General features: G+C 38.9%; 16 protein-coding genes. 7 read left to right on the plus strand and 9 right to left on the minus strand.

Annotated features, from left to right (window positions below; all coding sequences use genetic code 11):
* Window positions 1-49 precede the first annotated feature (49 nt).
* Window positions 50-628, plus strand: coding sequence for a hypothetical protein (locus tag CPBP_RS02280; protein WP_350332435.1), 579 nt, complete (start codon window positions 50-52; stop codon window positions 626-628).
* A gap of 82 nt (window positions 629-710) precedes the next feature.
* Here CPBP_RS02280 and CPBP_RS02285 read toward each other — a convergent pair whose 3' ends face one another.
* Window positions 711-1,262 carry a hypothetical protein gene (locus CPBP_RS02285; RefSeq protein WP_350332436.1) on the minus strand — a complete coding sequence of 184 codons (552 nt, stop codon included), beginning with the start codon at window positions 1,260-1,262 and terminating at the stop codon, window positions 711-713.
* A gap of 172 nt (window positions 1,263-1,434) precedes the next feature.
* Here CPBP_RS02285 and CPBP_RS02290 point away from each other — a divergent pair, with 172 nt between their 5' ends.
* The 3 genes from CPBP_RS02290 (at window position 1,435) to rsmA (ending at window position 4,539) form a co-directional block, all read left to right on the plus strand.
* A complete protein-coding gene (locus CPBP_RS02290) occupies window positions 1,435-2,046 on the plus strand; it encodes a hypothetical protein (RefSeq protein WP_350332437.1) in 612 nt (203 codons plus the stop codon).
* A 165-nt stretch (window positions 2,047-2,211) separates the two neighbouring features.
* A complete protein-coding gene (locus tag CPBP_RS02295) occupies window positions 2,212-3,549 on the plus strand; it encodes a peptidylprolyl isomerase (protein ID WP_350332438.1) in 1,338 nt (445 codons plus the stop codon).
* A gap of 168 nt (window positions 3,550-3,717) precedes the next feature.
* Window positions 3,718-4,539, plus strand: a complete 822-nt coding sequence (gene rsmA / locus CPBP_RS02300; protein ID WP_350332439.1) for a 16S rRNA (adenine(1518)-N(6)/adenine(1519)-N(6))-dimethyltransferase RsmA — start codon at window positions 3,718-3,720, stop codon at window positions 4,537-4,539.
* Here the strand turns inward: rsmA and CPBP_RS02305 are convergent.
* The 3 genes from CPBP_RS02305 to CPBP_RS02315 form a co-directional block, all read right to left on the minus strand.
* A complete protein-coding gene (locus CPBP_RS02305; protein ID WP_350332440.1) occupies window positions 4,485-5,897 on the minus strand; it encodes a UDP-N-acetylmuramoyl-tripeptide--D-alanyl-D-alanine ligase in 1,413 nt (470 codons plus the stop codon). The two genes, rsmA and CPBP_RS02305, sit on opposite strands and share 55 nt — an antisense overlap.
* An 8-nt stretch (window positions 5,898-5,905) precedes the next feature.
* Window positions 5,906-7,429, minus strand: a complete 1,524-nt coding sequence (locus CPBP_RS02310) for a UDP-N-acetylmuramoyl-L-alanyl-D-glutamate--2,6-diaminopimelate ligase (RefSeq protein WP_350332441.1) — start codon at window positions 7,427-7,429, stop codon at window positions 5,906-5,908.
* Window positions 7,430-7,545: 116 nt separating this feature from the next.
* On the minus strand, window positions 7,546-8,019 hold the full coding sequence (locus CPBP_RS02315) for a hypothetical protein (RefSeq protein ID WP_350332442.1): 474 nt from the start codon (window positions 8,017-8,019) through the stop codon (window positions 7,546-7,548).
* 143 nt (window positions 8,020-8,162) lie between these two features.
* Between CPBP_RS02315 and fabI the strand changes: the two genes are divergently transcribed.
* On the plus strand, window positions 8,163-8,981 hold the full coding sequence (gene fabI / locus CPBP_RS02320) for an enoyl-ACP reductase FabI (RefSeq protein ID WP_350332443.1): 819 nt from the start codon (window positions 8,163-8,165) through the stop codon (window positions 8,979-8,981).
* Entirely contained in the window at window positions 8,982-9,617 is a 636-nt protein-coding gene (gene rpe, locus CPBP_RS02325; protein WP_350332444.1) for a ribulose-phosphate 3-epimerase, read from the plus strand.
* 3 nt (window positions 9,618-9,620) lie between these two features.
* Here rpe and CPBP_RS02330 read toward each other — a convergent pair whose 3' ends face one another.
* Window positions 9,621-11,288, minus strand: coding sequence for a methyl-accepting chemotaxis protein (locus tag CPBP_RS02330; protein ID WP_350332445.1), 1,668 nt, complete (start codon window positions 11,286-11,288; stop codon window positions 9,621-9,623).
* A gap of 70 nt (window positions 11,289-11,358) precedes the next feature.
* Entirely contained in the window at window positions 11,359-12,669 is a 1,311-nt protein-coding gene (locus tag CPBP_RS02335; protein WP_350332446.1) for an MFS transporter, read from the minus strand.
* A 191-nt stretch (window positions 12,670-12,860) separates the two neighbouring features.
* On the opposite strand from CPBP_RS02335, the gene CPBP_RS02340 reads away from it, so the two are divergent.
* Window positions 12,861-13,358: a hypothetical protein gene (locus CPBP_RS02340; protein WP_350332447.1), complete on the plus strand. Its 498-nt coding sequence runs from the start codon at window positions 12,861-12,863 to the stop codon at window positions 13,356-13,358.
* A 28-nt stretch (window positions 13,359-13,386) separates the two neighbouring features.
* Here the strand turns inward: CPBP_RS02340 and CPBP_RS02345 are convergent, their stop codons facing one another.
* The 3 genes from CPBP_RS02345 to typA form a co-directional block, all read right to left on the minus strand.
* Complete coding sequence (locus tag CPBP_RS02345; protein WP_350332448.1) at window positions 13,387-14,586, minus strand: MFS transporter; 1,200 nt, start codon at window positions 14,584-14,586, stop codon at window positions 13,387-13,389.
* Between the two features lie 46 nt (window positions 14,587-14,632).
* Window positions 14,633-15,841 carry an MFS transporter gene (locus CPBP_RS02350; RefSeq protein ID WP_350332449.1) on the minus strand — a complete coding sequence of 403 codons (1,209 nt, stop codon included), beginning with the start codon at window positions 15,839-15,841 and terminating at the stop codon, window positions 14,633-14,635.
* Window positions 15,842-15,930: 89 nt separating this feature from the next.
* On the minus strand, window positions 15,931-17,751 hold the full coding sequence (typA, locus tag CPBP_RS02355; RefSeq protein ID WP_350332450.1) for a translational GTPase TypA: 1,821 nt from the start codon (window positions 17,749-17,751) through the stop codon (window positions 15,931-15,933).
* Window positions 17,752-17,966: the final 215 nt, after the last annotated feature.

Below are 17,966 nucleotides of genomic sequence, written 5' to 3' on the forward strand. Positions count from 1 at the left end.
AATGATTTAAGTTCTATACTGCGACTATGAAAGAATAAGGAATAAATCCATGTGGAAAAAACTACTGCTAACCACTGCACTGTTGTCATCAATCTATGGGGCTGATACACAATATTTTGATCCAGAGTTCTCACTGTTAGCAAACCGTTCAGAAACGTTAGTTGTTAATGAGAACGGTGTTGTGGTTAATCCAGATACATCAAGACCTTGTATATTGCGTCGTCTCACCCAAGCTGAGGTATCCAAAGCTTTAAATTTCAATGATTTTGATGTACTCAGTGAAGCTCAGTCGTCGTGCGTTCGTGATATGTGGAGTATTAATCTAATTTGTATAATATTAACATCAGATTGTACTCTCAATAATGGTATTAGCAAAGCGCTGGATTATGAGTTATTACGTCGATTATTTTGGAGCCGTGTCGAACTGTTTGAACAACTCGTACAGAAGATGTTACTGTCGCCACACATAATAACTGAAGACCCCACTGGGATTCTTAAAGAACAGCAAAAAAAAATAGCTGCCTTTTCTGCTCGTCATGATCATTCAGACACAACACCGTTTACTAAAGGGCATTTCGAAAAACGAATGCGGTTAATGGATGAGTTTGGAAAGATTTATGATGAATAATCTATTTCAGCTTAATAAGCACCCATTATTACCCTATCAAAATTAGGGGGATGCCCTCCTAGTTTTGATCATCTTAATTCAATTAGCGTATTACAAAGCCATAAAACTTAGGATATCTAGTTGTTGATCCTGGCACTGAAAACTCTTGAGACTCAATATGAATATCTACAACACCATTCTTGTCTGGGTTGGATAGAGCTTCTTGTAAAACTGCATAGCTCCTTTCTGCATATTCTTTTACTGCTTTCTTTATATCACTGACATTACGCCCTTCACACGATCGTATGTACGCAGCATACCGTTCAAGAAAGCTTCTAGCTTCACTATCTTTAGCTGCCATTGCATGTGCCACTTCAACAGGATCGGAGATCTTTTTGGTATCAACACACAACGTACGATTAGATTGCAACTCACGTAAAAAGTCTATTTGATATCGGTTGACTTGACTGAATTCATCTGACTCATTTTGTTTTGCTTGATCAGGTAATCTGCTATTGGCTGTCACTATTTCATGATACTTTTGATATACCCCATCCATTCGTTGCATGCTTTGAGATTTATGACCTGCACCAACTGTTTCCAACGTTAATAGATTACTCAACACGACACTACTCAATACTAGTTTTGATCTCATTACAATCTCCATTGTTGATTCACACCTCACACTGATGCTACTTTTATAGGCAACACGTCTCATGCTTTAATGTCAAATCAAAATATCTTTATGTTTTCGAAAAATTACCCTTAACCATTTTTTAATGATTTCAATTCTATACTGCTGCTATGAAATAATAAGGAATAAATCCATGTTGAGAAAACTACTCCTAACTGCCGCATTGTTGTCACCAACCTATGGGGCTGATGCTGATACAAAATACTTTGATCCAGATTTTGCTCTGTTAGCAAACCGCTCTGCAATGTTAGAGGTTGGCACAAATTGTGTTGTTATTGATCCTGGAACACCAGAATCATGTGTATTACGTCGTCTCACCCAAGCTGAAGTGTCAGATATTTTAAATTCCAATGATTTTGATTTACTATTTAATACTTTGGAAGAGTCCCATGAAAACATAAGAATTATTTACATGATTTATATAGCATTAACAGCAGACAGCACCCCAAATAATGGCATTAGTAAAGCTCTGGACGATGCGTTTTTATGTCAATTGTTTTGGAGCCGTGTTTCTTTGACAGAGCAACTCTTACAAGCAATGCTATTATCTCCACGCATAACGACTGACGACCCAACGGGGGTTCTTAAAGAACATCAAAAAAAATTAGCTGTTTTTTCTAAAAAGTATGATCATACTGATACAAAACTATTTGCAAAAGGACATTACGAAAGGCTAACTCTATTAATTAAGGAAGTTGGAGAAACAAGTAACGTTCAACAGTCAACCTTGTCTACGGATGAATAAATAATAATAAGAAATAAGGCCATGTTGAAAAAACTATTACTTACTGCTGCACTGTCAGCATCAACCTATGGGGCTGATGCTGATATTGAATATTTTGATCCAAATTTTGCTCTGTTAGCAAACCATTTGGCAGATCAATAGCTCTCATTATAATTACCCTTATATTTGGGAGAGTACACAAATGCACAAAAAAAGATTGCAGAATTACTCATTTATGCCTATTGTTTCTTAAGATATATAAATAAAGTTATGGTCATGACACAACGCCTACTTAACATTGCATTCAGTGCTTTTGTTTTACTTCAATCCTTAGCCACAGCCTCCACAAACAAAGTGGTGATTACTGTTGGAACACAATGCATCACCCAAGTGGATGTGGAAAATCGCCTGAGATTTTTAGCCCTAATGTCTGGAATTGGCGTAACCAATGAAAATCGTTACAGTCTAACCCAAGAAGCGGCAAAGATGTTAGTTCAAGAGCAACTTGAATTACAAGAAATGACCAGCAGTGGTTTGACCATTCAAGACGAAGCTGTCAACAATCAACTGGCTGAAATGGCGGGGCGCATCGGCATACTGCCTGAAAATTTAGACACTTTTTTTAAAGAAAAAAGTATCCCCATGGATACAGTACGACAATTTTTAACGGTTCAATATTATTGGCCTCAATACATTAAATTTAAATACCCAACAGCCGCAGACGTCTCTGAAAGTCGTATTGAGCTTATGTATAAAGAACAGTTAAGCCAAAAAACAAAACCACGTTATTTATTGGCTGAAATCTTTATTCCGGTCAATGCGCCATCAGAAGAAGGTTCCGTACAAAAGCAAATTAATATGGTTCATTCAGAATTATTAAAAGGCGGTCAATTTCAATTGTTGGCTCAGCAATTTTCTCAATCATCATCCGCAAAACAAGGCGGTAATATGGGATGGATTAATCTAGAATTGCTTCCTGAAAAAGCAGGATCCATTGTTCGTAACATGACAATTGGACAATTAACATCCCCTCAGCGTTTAGATGATGGATATGTGATTTACGCTTTAGTTGATAAACGTTTACCTGGCGAATCTTCAATCAAAGATACCGTGTTTAGCGTTCGTCAAATCATTATGAATTTAGACAACTTACAAGAAGATGCCGTAACGTCTGAGTTGAAAAAATGCAAAAGCTGCGATGCATTAGAAGCCGTTCTTGCAAAGCATCCGTACATTCAAATGGAAAAATCGGATCACGTCGTGGTACAACAAATGCCCCCACAGTTTGCTGAATTGCTAAGCAAATTAAATGATAACACCCTAAGCGAAGCCATTCGTTATCCTCAAGGTTCAATGTACATGTGGGTATGTGGTCGTAAAATCATGGATGGAATCATTCCAAAAGACGAACTTAGATATCGCGTAATGATGCAAAATTTAACTCAAAAAAGCAGAAGCATTTTGAATCGACTATCACGCACGATTCTAGTTGAATCAAAAGACCCAAACTATAAGGTTAATTAATCTAACGACGTTTCTTTAATAGAGGTTATAGTTCACTGTAACCTCTTATTATTTCTTATCTCTTTCAACTCTATACTGCGGCTATGAAATAATAAGGAATAAAAAAGATTGCAGATCGACTCATTTATGCCTATTGTCTCTGCAGAGATATAAACCTGATTGATACATATGACACATCGTCCATCTTTAAAAGAAGTTATGGTTCGCCATAACCTCTTACCAAAAAAATCGCTGGGGCAAAACTTTTTATTGGATGAAAACATCACCCACAAAGTTGCCGCTGCGGCAGGAGATTTAAAAGGACGTCGAGTCATCGAAATCGGTCCTGGTCCAGGTGGATTGACCCGTGCAATTCTGGATTTAGGTGCTGCGGAAGTTATCGCTATTGAAATGGATTCCACGTGTGTTACTGCGTTACAGGAATTAAATGAGGATCGTTTAACCGTTCTGCATCAAGATGCCCTTAAAACAGATTTTGCTGAAATTTTATGCACCGACAGACCAACAAAAATAATTGCCAATCTTCCTTATAATATAGGGACTGAACTGTTATTTAAATGGCTGCCCTTAATTGAAAGAATAGAATCCTTGACTCTTATGTTTCAAAAAGAGGTCGTTGATCGCATTGTTGCAGTCCCTTCAACCAAGGACTATGGGCGTTTATCTATCATGGTTCAGTGGCTTGCTAATGCAAAGAAAGCCTTTGATTTACCGCCTCACGTCTTTACCCCAGCCCCCAAGGTTACGTCATCGGTAGTCCACATAGTATCTAAAGGTCACCCATTGACTGTTGAATTTAGTCGGATGGAAAGCCTTGTGAAACAAGCATTTTCAATGCGTCGCAAAATGCTAAAATCTACATTAAAAGGAATCGATCCCAACATATTTGCTGTGACTGAAATCGATCCCACACGTCGTGCTGAAACGTTAACTGTTCAAGAGTTTATAGCTTTAGCACTTGCATTTAATAACTCTGCTACAACCTTATGAAGTTTTACTCCATTCGACGCTTTCAATAGCACAACATCCCCCTCCTGCACAGTGTCCTGCAAGATACTTAAAACCTGCTGGTATTCTTGCACATGCCCCATTCGCTGGGGTGTCGATAATTCATTATGCGCATGTTCCATCAGAACTCCACATGTTAAGACTTGGTCAAGCGCTAAATCTCGACACAACTGACCTGTCTCAATGTGATAGTGTTCAGCAAAACTACCAAGTTCTCGCATGTCTCCGATGATTGCAACTTTACGACCTGGGTACGTTGATAGCGTTTCTAATGCTGCCTTCATCGATAATGGATTTGCGTTATACGCATCATCAATTAATGTAATGTGCTTATCATTAACCTGAATCGAATACACTCGCCCTCGTCCATCCACCAATGGCAAATCAGAAAAATGGCTTGCTAATGCAGTTGTGTCCAATCCCATTGCATGTGCTGCTGCCAAGATTGCCAGACTGTTATTGACCCACGCAGTGTTTGACGTAGGCAGATCATATGAAACCGGTGTATCCATTACAATCGCATTGATGTGTAATGTATGAAAATTGGTCAAATCAACAGACACTGTACGTACATTTGCTGTTTCGGATTTACCAAATGAAATCACATTACGATTATAGTCTTTAATCACGATATCATTCATTAACGAAAAGAACTCTGAATCCGCGGGCAATATTGCAATTCCCCCGTCAACCAATGTTGCGGCTATTGAAACTTTTTCCTGTGCAATTGCGCTAACTGAATTAAAGAATTCAATATGACCTGGCCCCACTGTTGTTACAATTGCAACGTGAGGACGCACCAGTTGAGTTAAGCTTAGAATCTCCCCTGGATGATTTGTGCCCATTTCGATCACGACAATATCTGCATTTAAATCTAAGTTAGCTAATGTTAAGGGTACGCCGATATGGTTGTTATAGCTTTTTTCACTGGCATGGACCGTTAATCCACTTTTACGAATCAAGAAACTTAATGCTTCCTTGACACTTGTTTTTCCAACCGTTCCCGTAACCCCACATACTTTACCTTTAAATGCATTACGTTGATGCAGGGCAATTTTAACCAACGCGGCTAAGCTATCGTCTACTAAGATATATGGAACTGCATTTGACATCCCATTCAATTCAGGCTGCTGATCCGTAATGATGGCAACAGCGCCGTGTTCAATAGCCTTATCAATAAATCGATTTCCATGATCCATTTCACCTTGTAATGCGATGAAAACAGTTCCAGGTGTTAATGTACGGGAATCAATGGAAAAGCCCGAAATCTTTTTATCAAGATCAACCGATGAACTTGCTTTCCCGTTTATAATGTTTGCAATAATATCCAGTGTTAACATGTCTAATCCTATACCGTGTGCTGAGTTAAATAATCGCTGACAACCTGCATATCATCAAAGGGAATCTTGTGTGATCCAATAATCTGATGTTTTTCGTGCCCCTTGCCCGCGACAATCAGTATGTCTTCTGGATTTAAAGATTGAATAGCATACTCTATCGCCGCTTTACGATCGCCAATTTCTATAGCCGATGGCGATTCACTTAAAATCTGTTGCCGAATAGTATGGGGTTCTTCTGTGCGGGGGTTATCATCTGTGACAATCACAACATCTGCGTGTTCATGGGCAATACGCCCCATGATGGCTCGTTTATCTTTATCGCGATCTCCACCGCATCCAAACACCACATGAAGTTTACCCTTACAGTAATACCGCATGTCTTTTAAGACTAATTCTAAGGCTTGAGGCTTGTGTGCATAATCAACATAGATCATTGCGCCATTTGAATGTTGCCCGGCAAAATTCAATCGTCCAGGTACTGGGACTATGCGTTCAACTGCTTTAAGCACTGCATCAAGTTTTGACCCCATGGTAATAACAATCGTCAATGCACACATTAGATTGTAAACTTGCGTACGCCCCATCAACGGAAACTGAACGACATGATCAACATTATTAATTTCCAGAACCAATCGTTGACCATTTTTATTAATCGTCATGGATTTTAATCGCATGAATTTTCCATGCTGACCATAAGAATAAACAGGGTGATTTCGCATCACACACGCATCCATTAAGGCATCATATTCAGGTATATCTGCGTTTAGAACCGCCCATCCATCCTTGCTAATTAAATCTTCAAATAGGCGCAGTTTAGCCAAAAAATAAGCATTCATTGTGGGATGATAATCTAAATGATCTTGAGAAAAACTTGTAAAGGCGGCAACTTTAAAACGCAATCCATCTAAGCGATTTTGATCTAACCCATGGCTAGATGCCTCCATTACAATATGATCCGTTCCAGATTGTTTTAATTCTGCTAAACATTTATGCATCGATACAGGATCTGGCGTTGTCAGCGTTGATGTATATTCCATCACCAAGTCTTCTGTACTGTGGTGCAACCCAAGCGTTCCCATACTTGCAGAGGGAATATTCAACTGTTTCCACAATTGCAACACCAAAGAACATACAGATGTTTTTCCCGCAGTTCCCGTAACGGCCACACAATTTTGAGGGTGCGTTCCATAAAATTTTGAAGTTAATTTTGCAAATATTTTTCGCGGACGTTCACATACAATCCACACTGCATCGTTCAAGTAAGGCTTTGATTCAATGTAGTTCATCAGTTTATGGGATACCACCATTACTTGAACACCACGATCCAATGCTTGTTCAACATGCATTAATGCCTGATCCAAACTGGGGGTAAATACACCAAAAATCTCACCTTTTTGAACAAGCCTGGAATCGGAATTAATCCCCTGTATTTCAAGATTTGGAATCGCACTTATTGTATTGCCTTGAATAACGTTGTAGGAAAGCGTTTCTTGGAAATTGGATATTCGTTCCAACAGTTCGGATAATGTCATGGAAAAAGAGCCTAAATATTAATGCAATATTGAACAGAATATAACTAAATTAACACTCATTGTCTTTAAAAAAAAGTAAGTGAGAGTCTCATGCTCCCACTTACTTTACACAACAATTATCTTGCAGAAGCTCTATTTCTTGCGCCAAGGTTTTCTTCAGATGTAAGCACAGACATCCTGCTTACTAAGCTTATCAAAAAACCATCAACCTGATCTTTTTGCTCATCTGTTAAACTTGTAAATCTTTGAGCCCCTCGCACTTTATTGATCTGGGATTGAATTGCTGATATATCATCTGCATCACTTGCAATTTCCCCTACATTTCGTCTTAATGTTTCAAAGGCTACATAGCCGATGGACTCGCGTTCGGCGTTTTCATATTCCGCCCTTTTTGCACGAAAGCTTTCTTCTGCCGCGGCAGTCTCCTCAGATTTTTTGATTGCAAATTCTAACCTTTCATCGTCTGTCATTTCAAAGACAACAAGAACATCGCCTATAGAATTGGGCTCGTCAGAAGTACTTTCTGCTGCATATACAGTTGATGTTACAAATCCTGTTAATAAAAAAGCTAATTTTAAATTCATTTTCATTTTGATCTTCCTATTGCATTTAATACTCCTTTAATAGGTCTATTTTTGCAGGTTTCAAGACCATCCGATAAATACGTCAAACATATGGATTTTTTCTTAAAAAAATAGTACCCTTAATCAATTGATTTTTTTAGGAGAAGTATATGTCGAACCTGCTAATGGCGGGCAAAAAAGGCCTGATTATGGGACTTGCCAATGAAAACTCAATCGCCTGGGGAATTGCCAAAATGTTGCACGCTCATGGCGCTGAAATGGCATTTAGTTACCAAGGTGATATTTTCTTAAAACGTATTACTCCACTTTTAGACACTATAGGTTCCCCCCTCATGGTTCAGTGCGATGTACAAGATGACGCCAGCATTAAAGCAATGGTCGATGAATTAGAAAAGAAATTTGGAAAACTAGATTTTATCGTACATTCCGTGGCCTTTTCGGATAAAAATGAATTGAAAGGTCGATATGTTAATACCAGTCGAGATAACTTTAGAATGACCATGGATATCTCCTGTTATTCATTCACTGCAGTATGTCAACACTTGCTCCCTTTAATGAACAGCGGTGCTAGCTGTGTTACTTTATCATATTATGGTGCGGAAAAAGTGATGCCCCACTATAATGTGATGGGCGTTGCAAAAGCAGCTTTAGAAGCCAGCGTTCAATACCTTGCCTCTGACCTTGGTCCCGACAACATTCGCGTTAACGCAATTTCTGCAGGTCCTATGCGCACATTGGCTGCTGCTGGAATTAGTGATTTCCGATATATGCTACGTTGGAACGAAGCAAATTCTCCATTACGCCGCAACACAACTCAAGAAGACGTGGGCGGCACTGCCCTTTATCTATTGAGCGATTTAGCCAGTGGTGTAACTGGTGAGTTGATTCACGTGGACAGTGGATATCATGTTGTAGGTATGAAGGCTGTCGATGCTCCTGACATTACAATTGAAAAGAGCGACGCTTAATTGAAAGTTGCCCCATCCATATTATCAGCAAACTGGTCAATGCTATCAAAAACAGCTTATATGCTGGAAGACGCGGGCGCTGACTGGATTCATGTAGATGTTATGGATGGTCACTTTGTTCCAGATTTAACCCTGGGACCCAAAATGGTCGCAGATTTACGCCATGTCACGGTCTTACCCTTAGACGTGCATCTAATGGTTGAAAACCCAGAAAAATTTATTGAATCATTTGCAATTGCTGGCGCAAATCATATTTACATTCATTGCGAATTAACGCATAAAAATTTAAAGCAAATTTTACAGCATATTCACAGCTTTGGTTGCAAAGCAGGGTTAGCCATTAATCCAGAAACCCCAACAAGTTTTGTAGATCCATTTTTGGACGATATCGATCATGTGCTTATCATGAGTGTAAACCCAGGCCGTGCCGGACAAAAGTTTATGCCTGACGTTTTACCCAAAATTACTCATTTTAAAGGTAAAGTTGCCGAAGTTGTCGTTGATGGCGGCATTAACAATCAAACTTCTTTATTAGCTGCCGATGCTGGCGCAACAACGCTTGTTTCAGGAGCTTATATCTTTGGATATTCTAACCCAACGAATGCTATACACGTCTTAAAAACTAATACCGTATAATATTTATTCTTTACCCCTCTCACGGATGTTTTTCAAAAACTTTTCAACAGACGTGTTCAACACATCAACATGGGTTTGCATAACCTTTGCAACTTCAAGATTGTTAATAGCCCGTTCATTAACGTTCATTGAACTTGATTTTACCTGCATCATCTCTTGATTCATCACCCCCATCATCGAAACTGATGTTTCTATTTGGGTTGCAATCTCATTAACCACATCAACTTGCTTGTCTGCTGAAAATTTAATCAAGTGCAACAAGTCCTTCAACCCTATTATTGAAGAGTTTACCGCAGTCGTCACACTAATAACCTCGTTTGAGACAGCTTGAATAGATGTAACATTCGTTGCAATCTCATGGGTAGCTTGCGTAGTCTGACTGGCCAAAGATTTTACTTCTCCAGCCACAACAGCAAATCCTTTTCCTGCTTCACCTGCCCTAACTGCTTCGATGGTAGCGTTCAACGCTAACATATTAATTTGACCGGCTATGCTTTGAATAAGCTCAACGATTTCATCAATTCGTGTTGTTGCAAGCCCTAAGGATTTAGAGGTTTTATCAGCCTTAGCTGTCTCCTCCACCGTCCACAATACAGCTTGTTCCGACTTATTAATTTCTTCGGAAATATGTTCTGTAGACGACCTCATCTGTGATGCAGCAACTTCAAGGCTTTTAATCACGCTGGCTGTTGAGTTTGATACAGTCGCAACATGTTCTGCTTTTTGACTTGCCCCCTCAACCACTCTAGCCATTTCCGTTGATTGACTGCATAGTTCCTGAACTGCATTTGATAATAAGCCTCTGATATCTCGAAATTGAGTCTCGAACTCTTCTGCAACAGCTTCTTGCGCTAGCTGAGCCTCTGCTTTCATTCGTTCTTCTACTTCTTTCTGCTCTGCAGCTTGCTTTTCTTCCATAAGTTTAATATCTTCAAGATGTTTTTTATTCATTAAAGCCACATTCATCATTGAGCGCCGTATTAGAAACACGATGAGCCCCACCAAGATTCCAAAAAAACTACTCATAATAATATTGATATAAAAGCCTTTATTAATCTTATCCATTTTTAGATTAAAGTCATCTAACTTAATATCAGTACCTATGATTCCTATAAACTTATCTCCATCATACAGTGGAGCATATCCGCTTAAAAACGTTCCAAATCTGTCCGTATAAGGCTCATCCTCCACAACCACTTTCTTTTCAGAAAATGCCAAAAGCATTGCGGGGGTATAATCCGGATACAGCTCCATTACCTGAGCCCTATTATCCCCTTCTCCATCTTTTTGAATTTGAGAATCTAAAATAAAAAATATACCTTTTTCATTTTGAATAGCCGTATAAATAAAGGCTAAGCGATCATTCCCTTTTAACAATTTATAATATGGATTTGTGAGCGTTTTGTAATCAGATGAATCACGTTGTTCTGGTTCAGTGATTTTTTGATGCAACTGCGTATCCGTAAATTCAGCTGCGGTTGCAGCAATATTTTTTAGATAGTTTTGAATTTCTGATTTTAAAGCATCATGCCCTAAAAAATAGAGAATACATCCCGTCGAACCTGTCAATAACATGATAAACAACCCGGCCAATATTCCATCGCGCACGGGTGATTTAAACTTAAACTTAAGAAGCGTGTTAAATAGTGGTGTGTGCTTTATACTTTTCATTAACCTAACAAAACTTATGAATACCACAAGTATACTTTGCAAGTATTAATAACTATTAAACAGCTAAGAATTAATCTAATTCTTCATCAACTTCGTGTTCTTTATTTCGAATGTAATAGGTCAAGAAAAAGCAAATCGCCAACGCAAAGATGTGAATACTCAATGCTTTACTAAAGGTATCTGCGGTATAAAAAATATGTCCATCTTGCATACTGCCATCCCAAAACACATCCAATAGTATTCCGATCAATTGCTGAAATACAAATCCGCCTAGCATACACAGCATATTCACAAACCCAACAATGGATGCACTAACGGCTGATGAGGCATGTGCAAATGCTGCATTAAATTTCAAGGCTTGCCCACCTAACAATATTCCCAACAAAAAACAGGTCGTTTGCAACGCCAAAATATTAGGCAATTGGAACCAAATAATAGAGGCCATTATTGGAATTTGAGACACTGTGATAATGCGGAAAATCAAACGATAATTTGTATAAATTGACGCAATCAATCCAAAAGCAGGTGCTCCAAAAGCAACACCAAAATATATCATTTGAATGCATTCAGAGGCTTGTGTTCTAGACAATCCATAGGCCCGTTGAATGAATAAATTCCCCCACATGTCTGCAAGTACAGACAATGGCAGATAGATAAAGAATGCAAAAAAAGCAATCAGCAATATTTGTGGAGATTTTACAACTTGCTTAAATCCATCTAACAAATCTTTAAAGTTACGAATACGATTTTGTTGAGCCGTATTATTGCGTAAAAATATAAAACATATCACAGCCAATCCGAAACCAATAAATGCAACTATTTGACTGGCCTCACGCCATGTAATATGCCGCAATAATAAGGCCATCGGTTTATTACCAATCACACTTCCCATCGATCCTACAAATACTGTCAGCCCTGTAAATACAGGAACTAACCGTGTTGGAAACCACATGGTAACTAGCTTAATAGCCCCAATAAAGGCTCCGGATGATCCCATTCCAATAACAAATCGTGCACCTAATGCAAAATAAAAATTTGATGAAAACGAAAACAACAATGCGCCCGTGGCACACAGCGCAATAGAAAATGACATTAATCGTCGAACACCAAATCGATCCAATAACACACCAATGGGTAATTGTAATGATGCATAAGCAAGAAAATAAATCCCTCCCAAAGCCCCTAGCGATGTTGCCGCAATATTAAGATCTACTGTCAAATCTTGCGCGATTACACTGGGCATTACTTTCAATACGCTTTGATACAAGTAAAAGAAAGCACCGATGAACCAGAACAAAAATATCTTCATCGGAAGCCGTGGCTCTGCCTCTGTTGTGTTCATTAATGAGAATGCTAACTTATCTTTATCGTCTTCAATCATGTGAATAAACCTAAGCTATATTATTTGTTTTGAATTTTGAATAAGTAAGCAACCATACCATAAAAACTTATTCCACACAAAAAACATTTAACACTTAATCAAAAAATGTCAAATAAAGTCAAAAATTAACCTTTTGTTAATTAATTTTAGTTAACATTTAGTTAAGTCTGAATTCAGACCCGGAGGAAATCATGAAACACTTATCTCATAAACTTGCAGTCAGCTTATTAGCAACTAGTGTAACGTTGTCTTCAGTTAACGCGGATCGCCCGTTGTTAGAAGCGCCAAGCGTTGTTTCATTTGATTCAACAACTAAATATCCTGTTCGAAAAGCCCATCAACCCCGTCTTAATAATCCAGAATCGATTATTCGAAGCTTGCGCGATGGAGAGGCTCAAATAGAAAAAGCTTTATTGAGTGGTGCCGCAGCCCAAGATGAGGTCATCATGTTAACAAAGCTTTATAATGACCTTAAGTCAGAATTTGATGCATTAAGCGTAGATGCTAAAAAATTAAAAATCGAAAATGCTGCGTTAAAGATTGAAAATGAAGACTTTAAAGCTGAGAAAAAAAGTACGTGGGAACGCTTTAAGAATTGGGTATTCAAGCTGGATGTTACTAAAGTTGCAACAACACTTATAACGAGCACGGTTACACTCATATGTACCCTTTTAGTTATAATATTGTAGCTAAAACACCCATCACCCAAAGAAGATCTTAATCGGTCTTCTTTGGGTGTTTGTGTAACTGATAAATCACAACCAACGATAATAATGGGGCAATAAACATCAATGCAAAAAATTCAGGCCATTGATAACGAGTCAACAAGAACCCACCTAGTGTTGCGATAATCACTTTACTAAACGATGCAAATGAGGCAAAAAACGTATATTGTATGGCAACAAATCGCTTGCTAACCTTAAAGGCAAATAGCGTATATACGCAGGTTGCGGCAAACCCGCATACAAGATTTTCAAGCACAATAGTAATCGTCATTAACGTATGATCTTTTGGATAGGCCGCTTGAATCCACAGCGTTAAAAATACGACCATTTGTAATCCAGCCGTAATTAACAAACTGTTTTTGATTTTTAATTTGTGAATCACCGTACCTGCAATCGCAGCACCAATGGCATTTGCAAAAAAACCAAGACTAACCGATACAGAAATTTCTTCTTTTGTAAACCCAACGTTCCGCAGGAATATCCAGGTAAAGGTGTTGAGTGTTGCATCCCCGAATTTGAATAAAAATATGTACGTTAAAAACAACGCCCATTTTGTTTTAGTAAAAAATTCTTTATATAATACATATATCACTCGATTAAGTTGATAGGATTTGATTCGTTTTTGTGATGTACCTTGAGATTGCGGTTCTGGGTTAATCAGAACAGTAATGATCCCTTGGATTTGAACTAGTGCTAATAGCACATAGACCATTGACCACCCCCATATTCCAGAGGCATATAAGGCTCCACCCCCAGACAGCAAAATACCAACTCGATACCCAATCACGATCTGGCTGGATCCAAAAGCTTGTTGTTCTTTGGTTAACATGGTCACCCGATACGCACCCAAGGTAATATCTTGCGTTGCTGTGAAGAAACTGACTAACAACACAACACCCGCCGTAATGTATAATGTTTCATTTTCAACGACTTGGCTTAGAAGTATCAAGCTTCCCATTACACCTAACTGACTAAAAATCAACCAACTTTTGTACTGCCCAAGTCTATGCAATATGGGAATTTTCAGATGGTCAACCCAATGTGCCCACAAAAATTTTATGGATAAAGGTAAGGTATATATCGCAAAGGACGTAATAACAGCCTGACTTAGCCCCTCTTCTAATAACCACTGATAAAATGTTGATGTAATTAATAGATAAGGTACCCCAGCAGATATGCCAAAAAATAGCATGCTGAGCACTCTTGGATGCATGTAAGGTCGTATATACTGAGCAAGATTAATTTTGAGGAACATGATGCAATGGCTGATATTGAATACGATAATAAAAGAATAATGGGATTAACGATAACACCATGCTAACAGCAAAAAATATCGACCACCCCAAGTACGTTGCCATCACACCTGCCCATGCACCCAACACCGGACGCAAGATTACTTTCATTGATGAAAACAACGCATACTGTGACGCTGTATAATATGTCTTTCCACATAACAATGACACATAGGAAACCAATGCTGACGTTTTCATTCCCTCTGTAATAAACTCAGCAAGCACAGATGTATATAACCAGGGCAAGCTATCCCCAACCTGCGCTAACATTAATAAGCTGATATACGAAAAGCAGTGCAAAATCGTCGTGATATAAATCATGCGATTAATCCCAAACACCAACACCATATGACCACCAATGATGCCACCAATAATCGTACAAACTAATCCAAAGGCTTTTGCAATATTGGCGACTTCAACTTTATTAAATCCGATATCCAGATAAAAAATTGTGGAAATTCCTTCGATTAGAAAATCCCCCATTCCATACAATAGAATAAACAGGGTTATCAATTTCCAATCAACGGGATGTTTTTGTACAAAGTCTTTAAACGGTTGAACTAACCGTGTTTTGAACCATTCACTAAAGTCACCTTTTGCGATTACCTTAGGCTCATGATCGTGAATTTCAGGCTCAGCCACTAACACCGTGGTAATGATTGTTATGATAAAAATCATCGGGATAATTAGGTAGGTTAAATTCCATCCCCATGATGCTGCAAGTAACAATGCGCCCGCCCCAGCAATTAGTTTAGCCAGACGATATCCAAGTCCACCCACAACTGCTGCGATACTGTTTAATTCTGGTGTCATAATCTCCACACGATAGGCATTTAATGCGGTGTGATTAAAGGCTGATGCAAACGAGATACAAATTAATATACCAATAGTTATGGTAAGGTGATGGGTTCCAAAGACTTGCCCCATCAATAGAAAGCCGAATAACATAATAACCTGAGACACCAAGGACCACGACCGTCTGCGACCCAGCCATTGATGTAAAAATGGAATTTTGAATTGGTCGACAATTGGACCAAAAAAGACTTTAGCAATATACGGGAAACTTGTAATGTTCAACAGTGCGACAAGATGAAGAGGCGTCCCCTCTTCCCACATCCAAACTTTAAAGGTATCCACACCCAAAGATACTGGCAAACCCGTCGAAATGGCGAGGAAAAATATCCCCACCATTTTCGGATTTATATATAACAGCCAGTATCTTCGGAATGTTTCAAACAACCAACTTAACCTTCTTTTTGACGACCCGCACGTTTACGTTCATTGGGATCTAAATGCAGTTTACGCAAGCGAATTGATTTTGGTGTAACCTCTAACAATTCATCGTCCTGGATATAAGCCATCGCATCTTCTAATGTCATTTTGCGTGGCGGTGTTAATTTAATCATTTCGTCTTTACCAGCAGCACGTACGTTCGTCAGCTGCTTACCTTTTAAGACGTTAACATCTAAATCGTTATCGCGGTTATGTTCACCCACGATCATACCTTCGTATACTTTGTCGCCTGGATGAATAAACATTTGTCCACGATCATCTAATCCGAACAATGCATAGGCAACGGCTTCACCCAAACCATTGGACATCAATACACCGTTGCGACGTCCTTCAACGGATCCTTTAAACGGTTCATAGCCTTTGAACAAACGGTTCATCATACCCGTACCACGTGTATCCGTTAAGAATTCGCTGTGATACCCAATTAACCCGCGTGATGGAACGTGGAAAATAATACGGACTTTACCACCACCCGATGGACGCATGTCAACCATTTCGCCTTTACGAATGCTGACTTTTTCAACAACCGTACCAGAAAATTCTTCATCAACGTCAACAACAACTTCTTCAATAGGTTCTAAACGTTGACCATTGTCGTCTGTACGATACACAACGCGTGGACGGCTGATTGATAATTCAAAGCCTTCGCGACGCATTGTTTCAATCAATACACCCAATTGCAATTCACCACGACCAGCAACTTCAAATGAATCTTTATCTTCAGATTGAGTGATACGAAGCGCAATGTTTCCTTGACCTTCTTTCATCAGACGATCACCAATCACACGTGACGTTACCTTTGAGCCTTCTTGACCTGCTAATGGAGAGTTGTTCACAGAAAACGTCATGCTTAAGGTTGGGGGATCAATCGGTTGAGCCTTTAATGGCGTTTCAATTTCTGGATGACACAACGTGTGCGTTACTGTCGATTCCGCCATACCTGCGATGATACAAATATCGCCAGCACCTACTTCTTCAACAGGCACACGCTTCAACCCACGAAACGCAAAAATCTTTGAAATTCGTCCAGCTTCAACCAGCTGACCTTCTAAATTTAACGCTTTAATCGGCATGTTTAGTTTTGCAACGCCTGAATGAATACGTCCGGTTAACAAGCGTCCAACATACGGATCGTGCTCTAAAATAGTCACAACCATTTGGAAGGATTCGTCTTTATTACCTTGCGCAACTGGAACACGATTCACAATGCTTTTGAACATTGGTGTTAAATCTTTACGAGCCCCTTCTAATTCTTCATCTGCCCAGCCACTGCGACCAGATGCATACAGAATTGGGAAATCCAACTGTTCTGGTGTCGCATCTAATGCTAAGAATAGATCGAAAACTTCATCTAACACTTCGTCTGCACGCGCATCATGACGATCGATCTTGTTGATTACAACAATAGGTTTCAACCCTAATTTTAATGCTTTGGATAACACGAATTTTGTTTGTGGCAATGGACCTTCTGCGGCGTCAACCAAAACGATTGCACCATCAACCATTCCTAAAATACGTTCAACTTCACCACCGAAATCCGCGTGTCCTGGTGTGTCAACGATATTGATGCGATGCCCTTCCCAATCAATCGATGTACATTTAGCAAGAATCGTAATACCACGTTCTTTTTCTAAATCATTGGAATCCATTGCGCGTTCAGTTACTTTTTCATTTTCACGGAACTGTCCGCTTTGTCCTAATAACGCATCTACGAGTGTGGTTTTGCCATGGTCAACGTGAGCAATAATGGCAATATTACGAATATCTTGCATAATTTTCCTTTAGTGTCTTTTATATAAGGGTTAATTTTATCAGCCTATCTTATATCAGAAATTGACATTTTTTTAAAGCACTATGATAGTAGGTAATTATTATTAATAAGACGTTAATGCATACAAGGGAAAACTAATGTCAAAGCTGAGGGCTAAATATTTTTGCCCCTCCTCCTTTGCTACCTCTGATGTGAGCCCAATCATAATCTCATAAT

It is taken from the genome of Candidatus Bodocaedibacter vickermanii (genome assembly GCF_014896945.1).
Taxonomy (GTDB): domain Bacteria; phylum Pseudomonadota; class Alphaproteobacteria; order UBA6184; family UBA6184; genus Bodonicaedibacter; species Bodonicaedibacter vickermanii.

Coding starts and splice junctions, on each gene's coding strand:
- CPBP_RS02280 (WP_350332435.1), top strand. CDS start 50: ATGTGGAAAAAACTACTGCTAACCACTGCACTGTTGTCATCAATCTAT.
- CPBP_RS02285 (WP_350332436.1), bottom strand. CDS start 1,262: ATGAGATCAAAACTAGTATTGAGTAGTGTCGTGTTGAGTAATCTATTA.
- CPBP_RS02290 (WP_350332437.1), top strand. CDS start 1,435: ATGTTGAGAAAACTACTCCTAACTGCCGCATTGTTGTCACCAACCTAT.
- rsmA (WP_350332439.1), top strand. CDS start 3,718: ATGACACATCGTCCATCTTTAAAAGAAGTTATGGTTCGCCATAACCTC.
- CPBP_RS02305 (WP_350332440.1), bottom strand. CDS start 5,897: ATGTTAACACTGGATATTATTGCAAACATTATAAACGGGAAAGCAAGT.
- CPBP_RS02310 (WP_350332441.1), bottom strand. CDS start 7,429: ATGACATTATCCGAACTGTTGGAACGAATATCCAATTTCCAAGAAACG.
- CPBP_RS02315 (WP_350332442.1), bottom strand. CDS start 8,019: ATGAAAATGAATTTAAAATTAGCTTTTTTATTAACAGGATTTGTAACA.
- fabI (WP_350332443.1), top strand. CDS start 8,163: ATGTCGAACCTGCTAATGGCGGGCAAAAAAGGCCTGATTATGGGACTT.
- CPBP_RS02330 (WP_350332445.1), bottom strand. CDS start 11,288: ATGAAAAGTATAAAGCACACACCACTATTTAACACGCTTCTTAAGTTT.
- CPBP_RS02335 (WP_350332446.1), bottom strand. CDS start 12,669: ATGATTGAAGACGATAAAGATAAGTTAGCATTCTCATTAATGAACACA.
- CPBP_RS02340 (WP_350332447.1), top strand. CDS start 12,861: ATGAAACACTTATCTCATAAACTTGCAGTCAGCTTATTAGCAACTAGT.
- CPBP_RS02345 (WP_350332448.1), bottom strand. CDS start 14,586: ATGCTATTTTTTGGCATATCTGCTGGGGTACCTTATCTATTAATTACA.
- typA (WP_350332450.1), bottom strand. CDS start 17,751: ATGCAAGATATTCGTAATATTGCCATTATTGCTCACGTTGACCATGGC.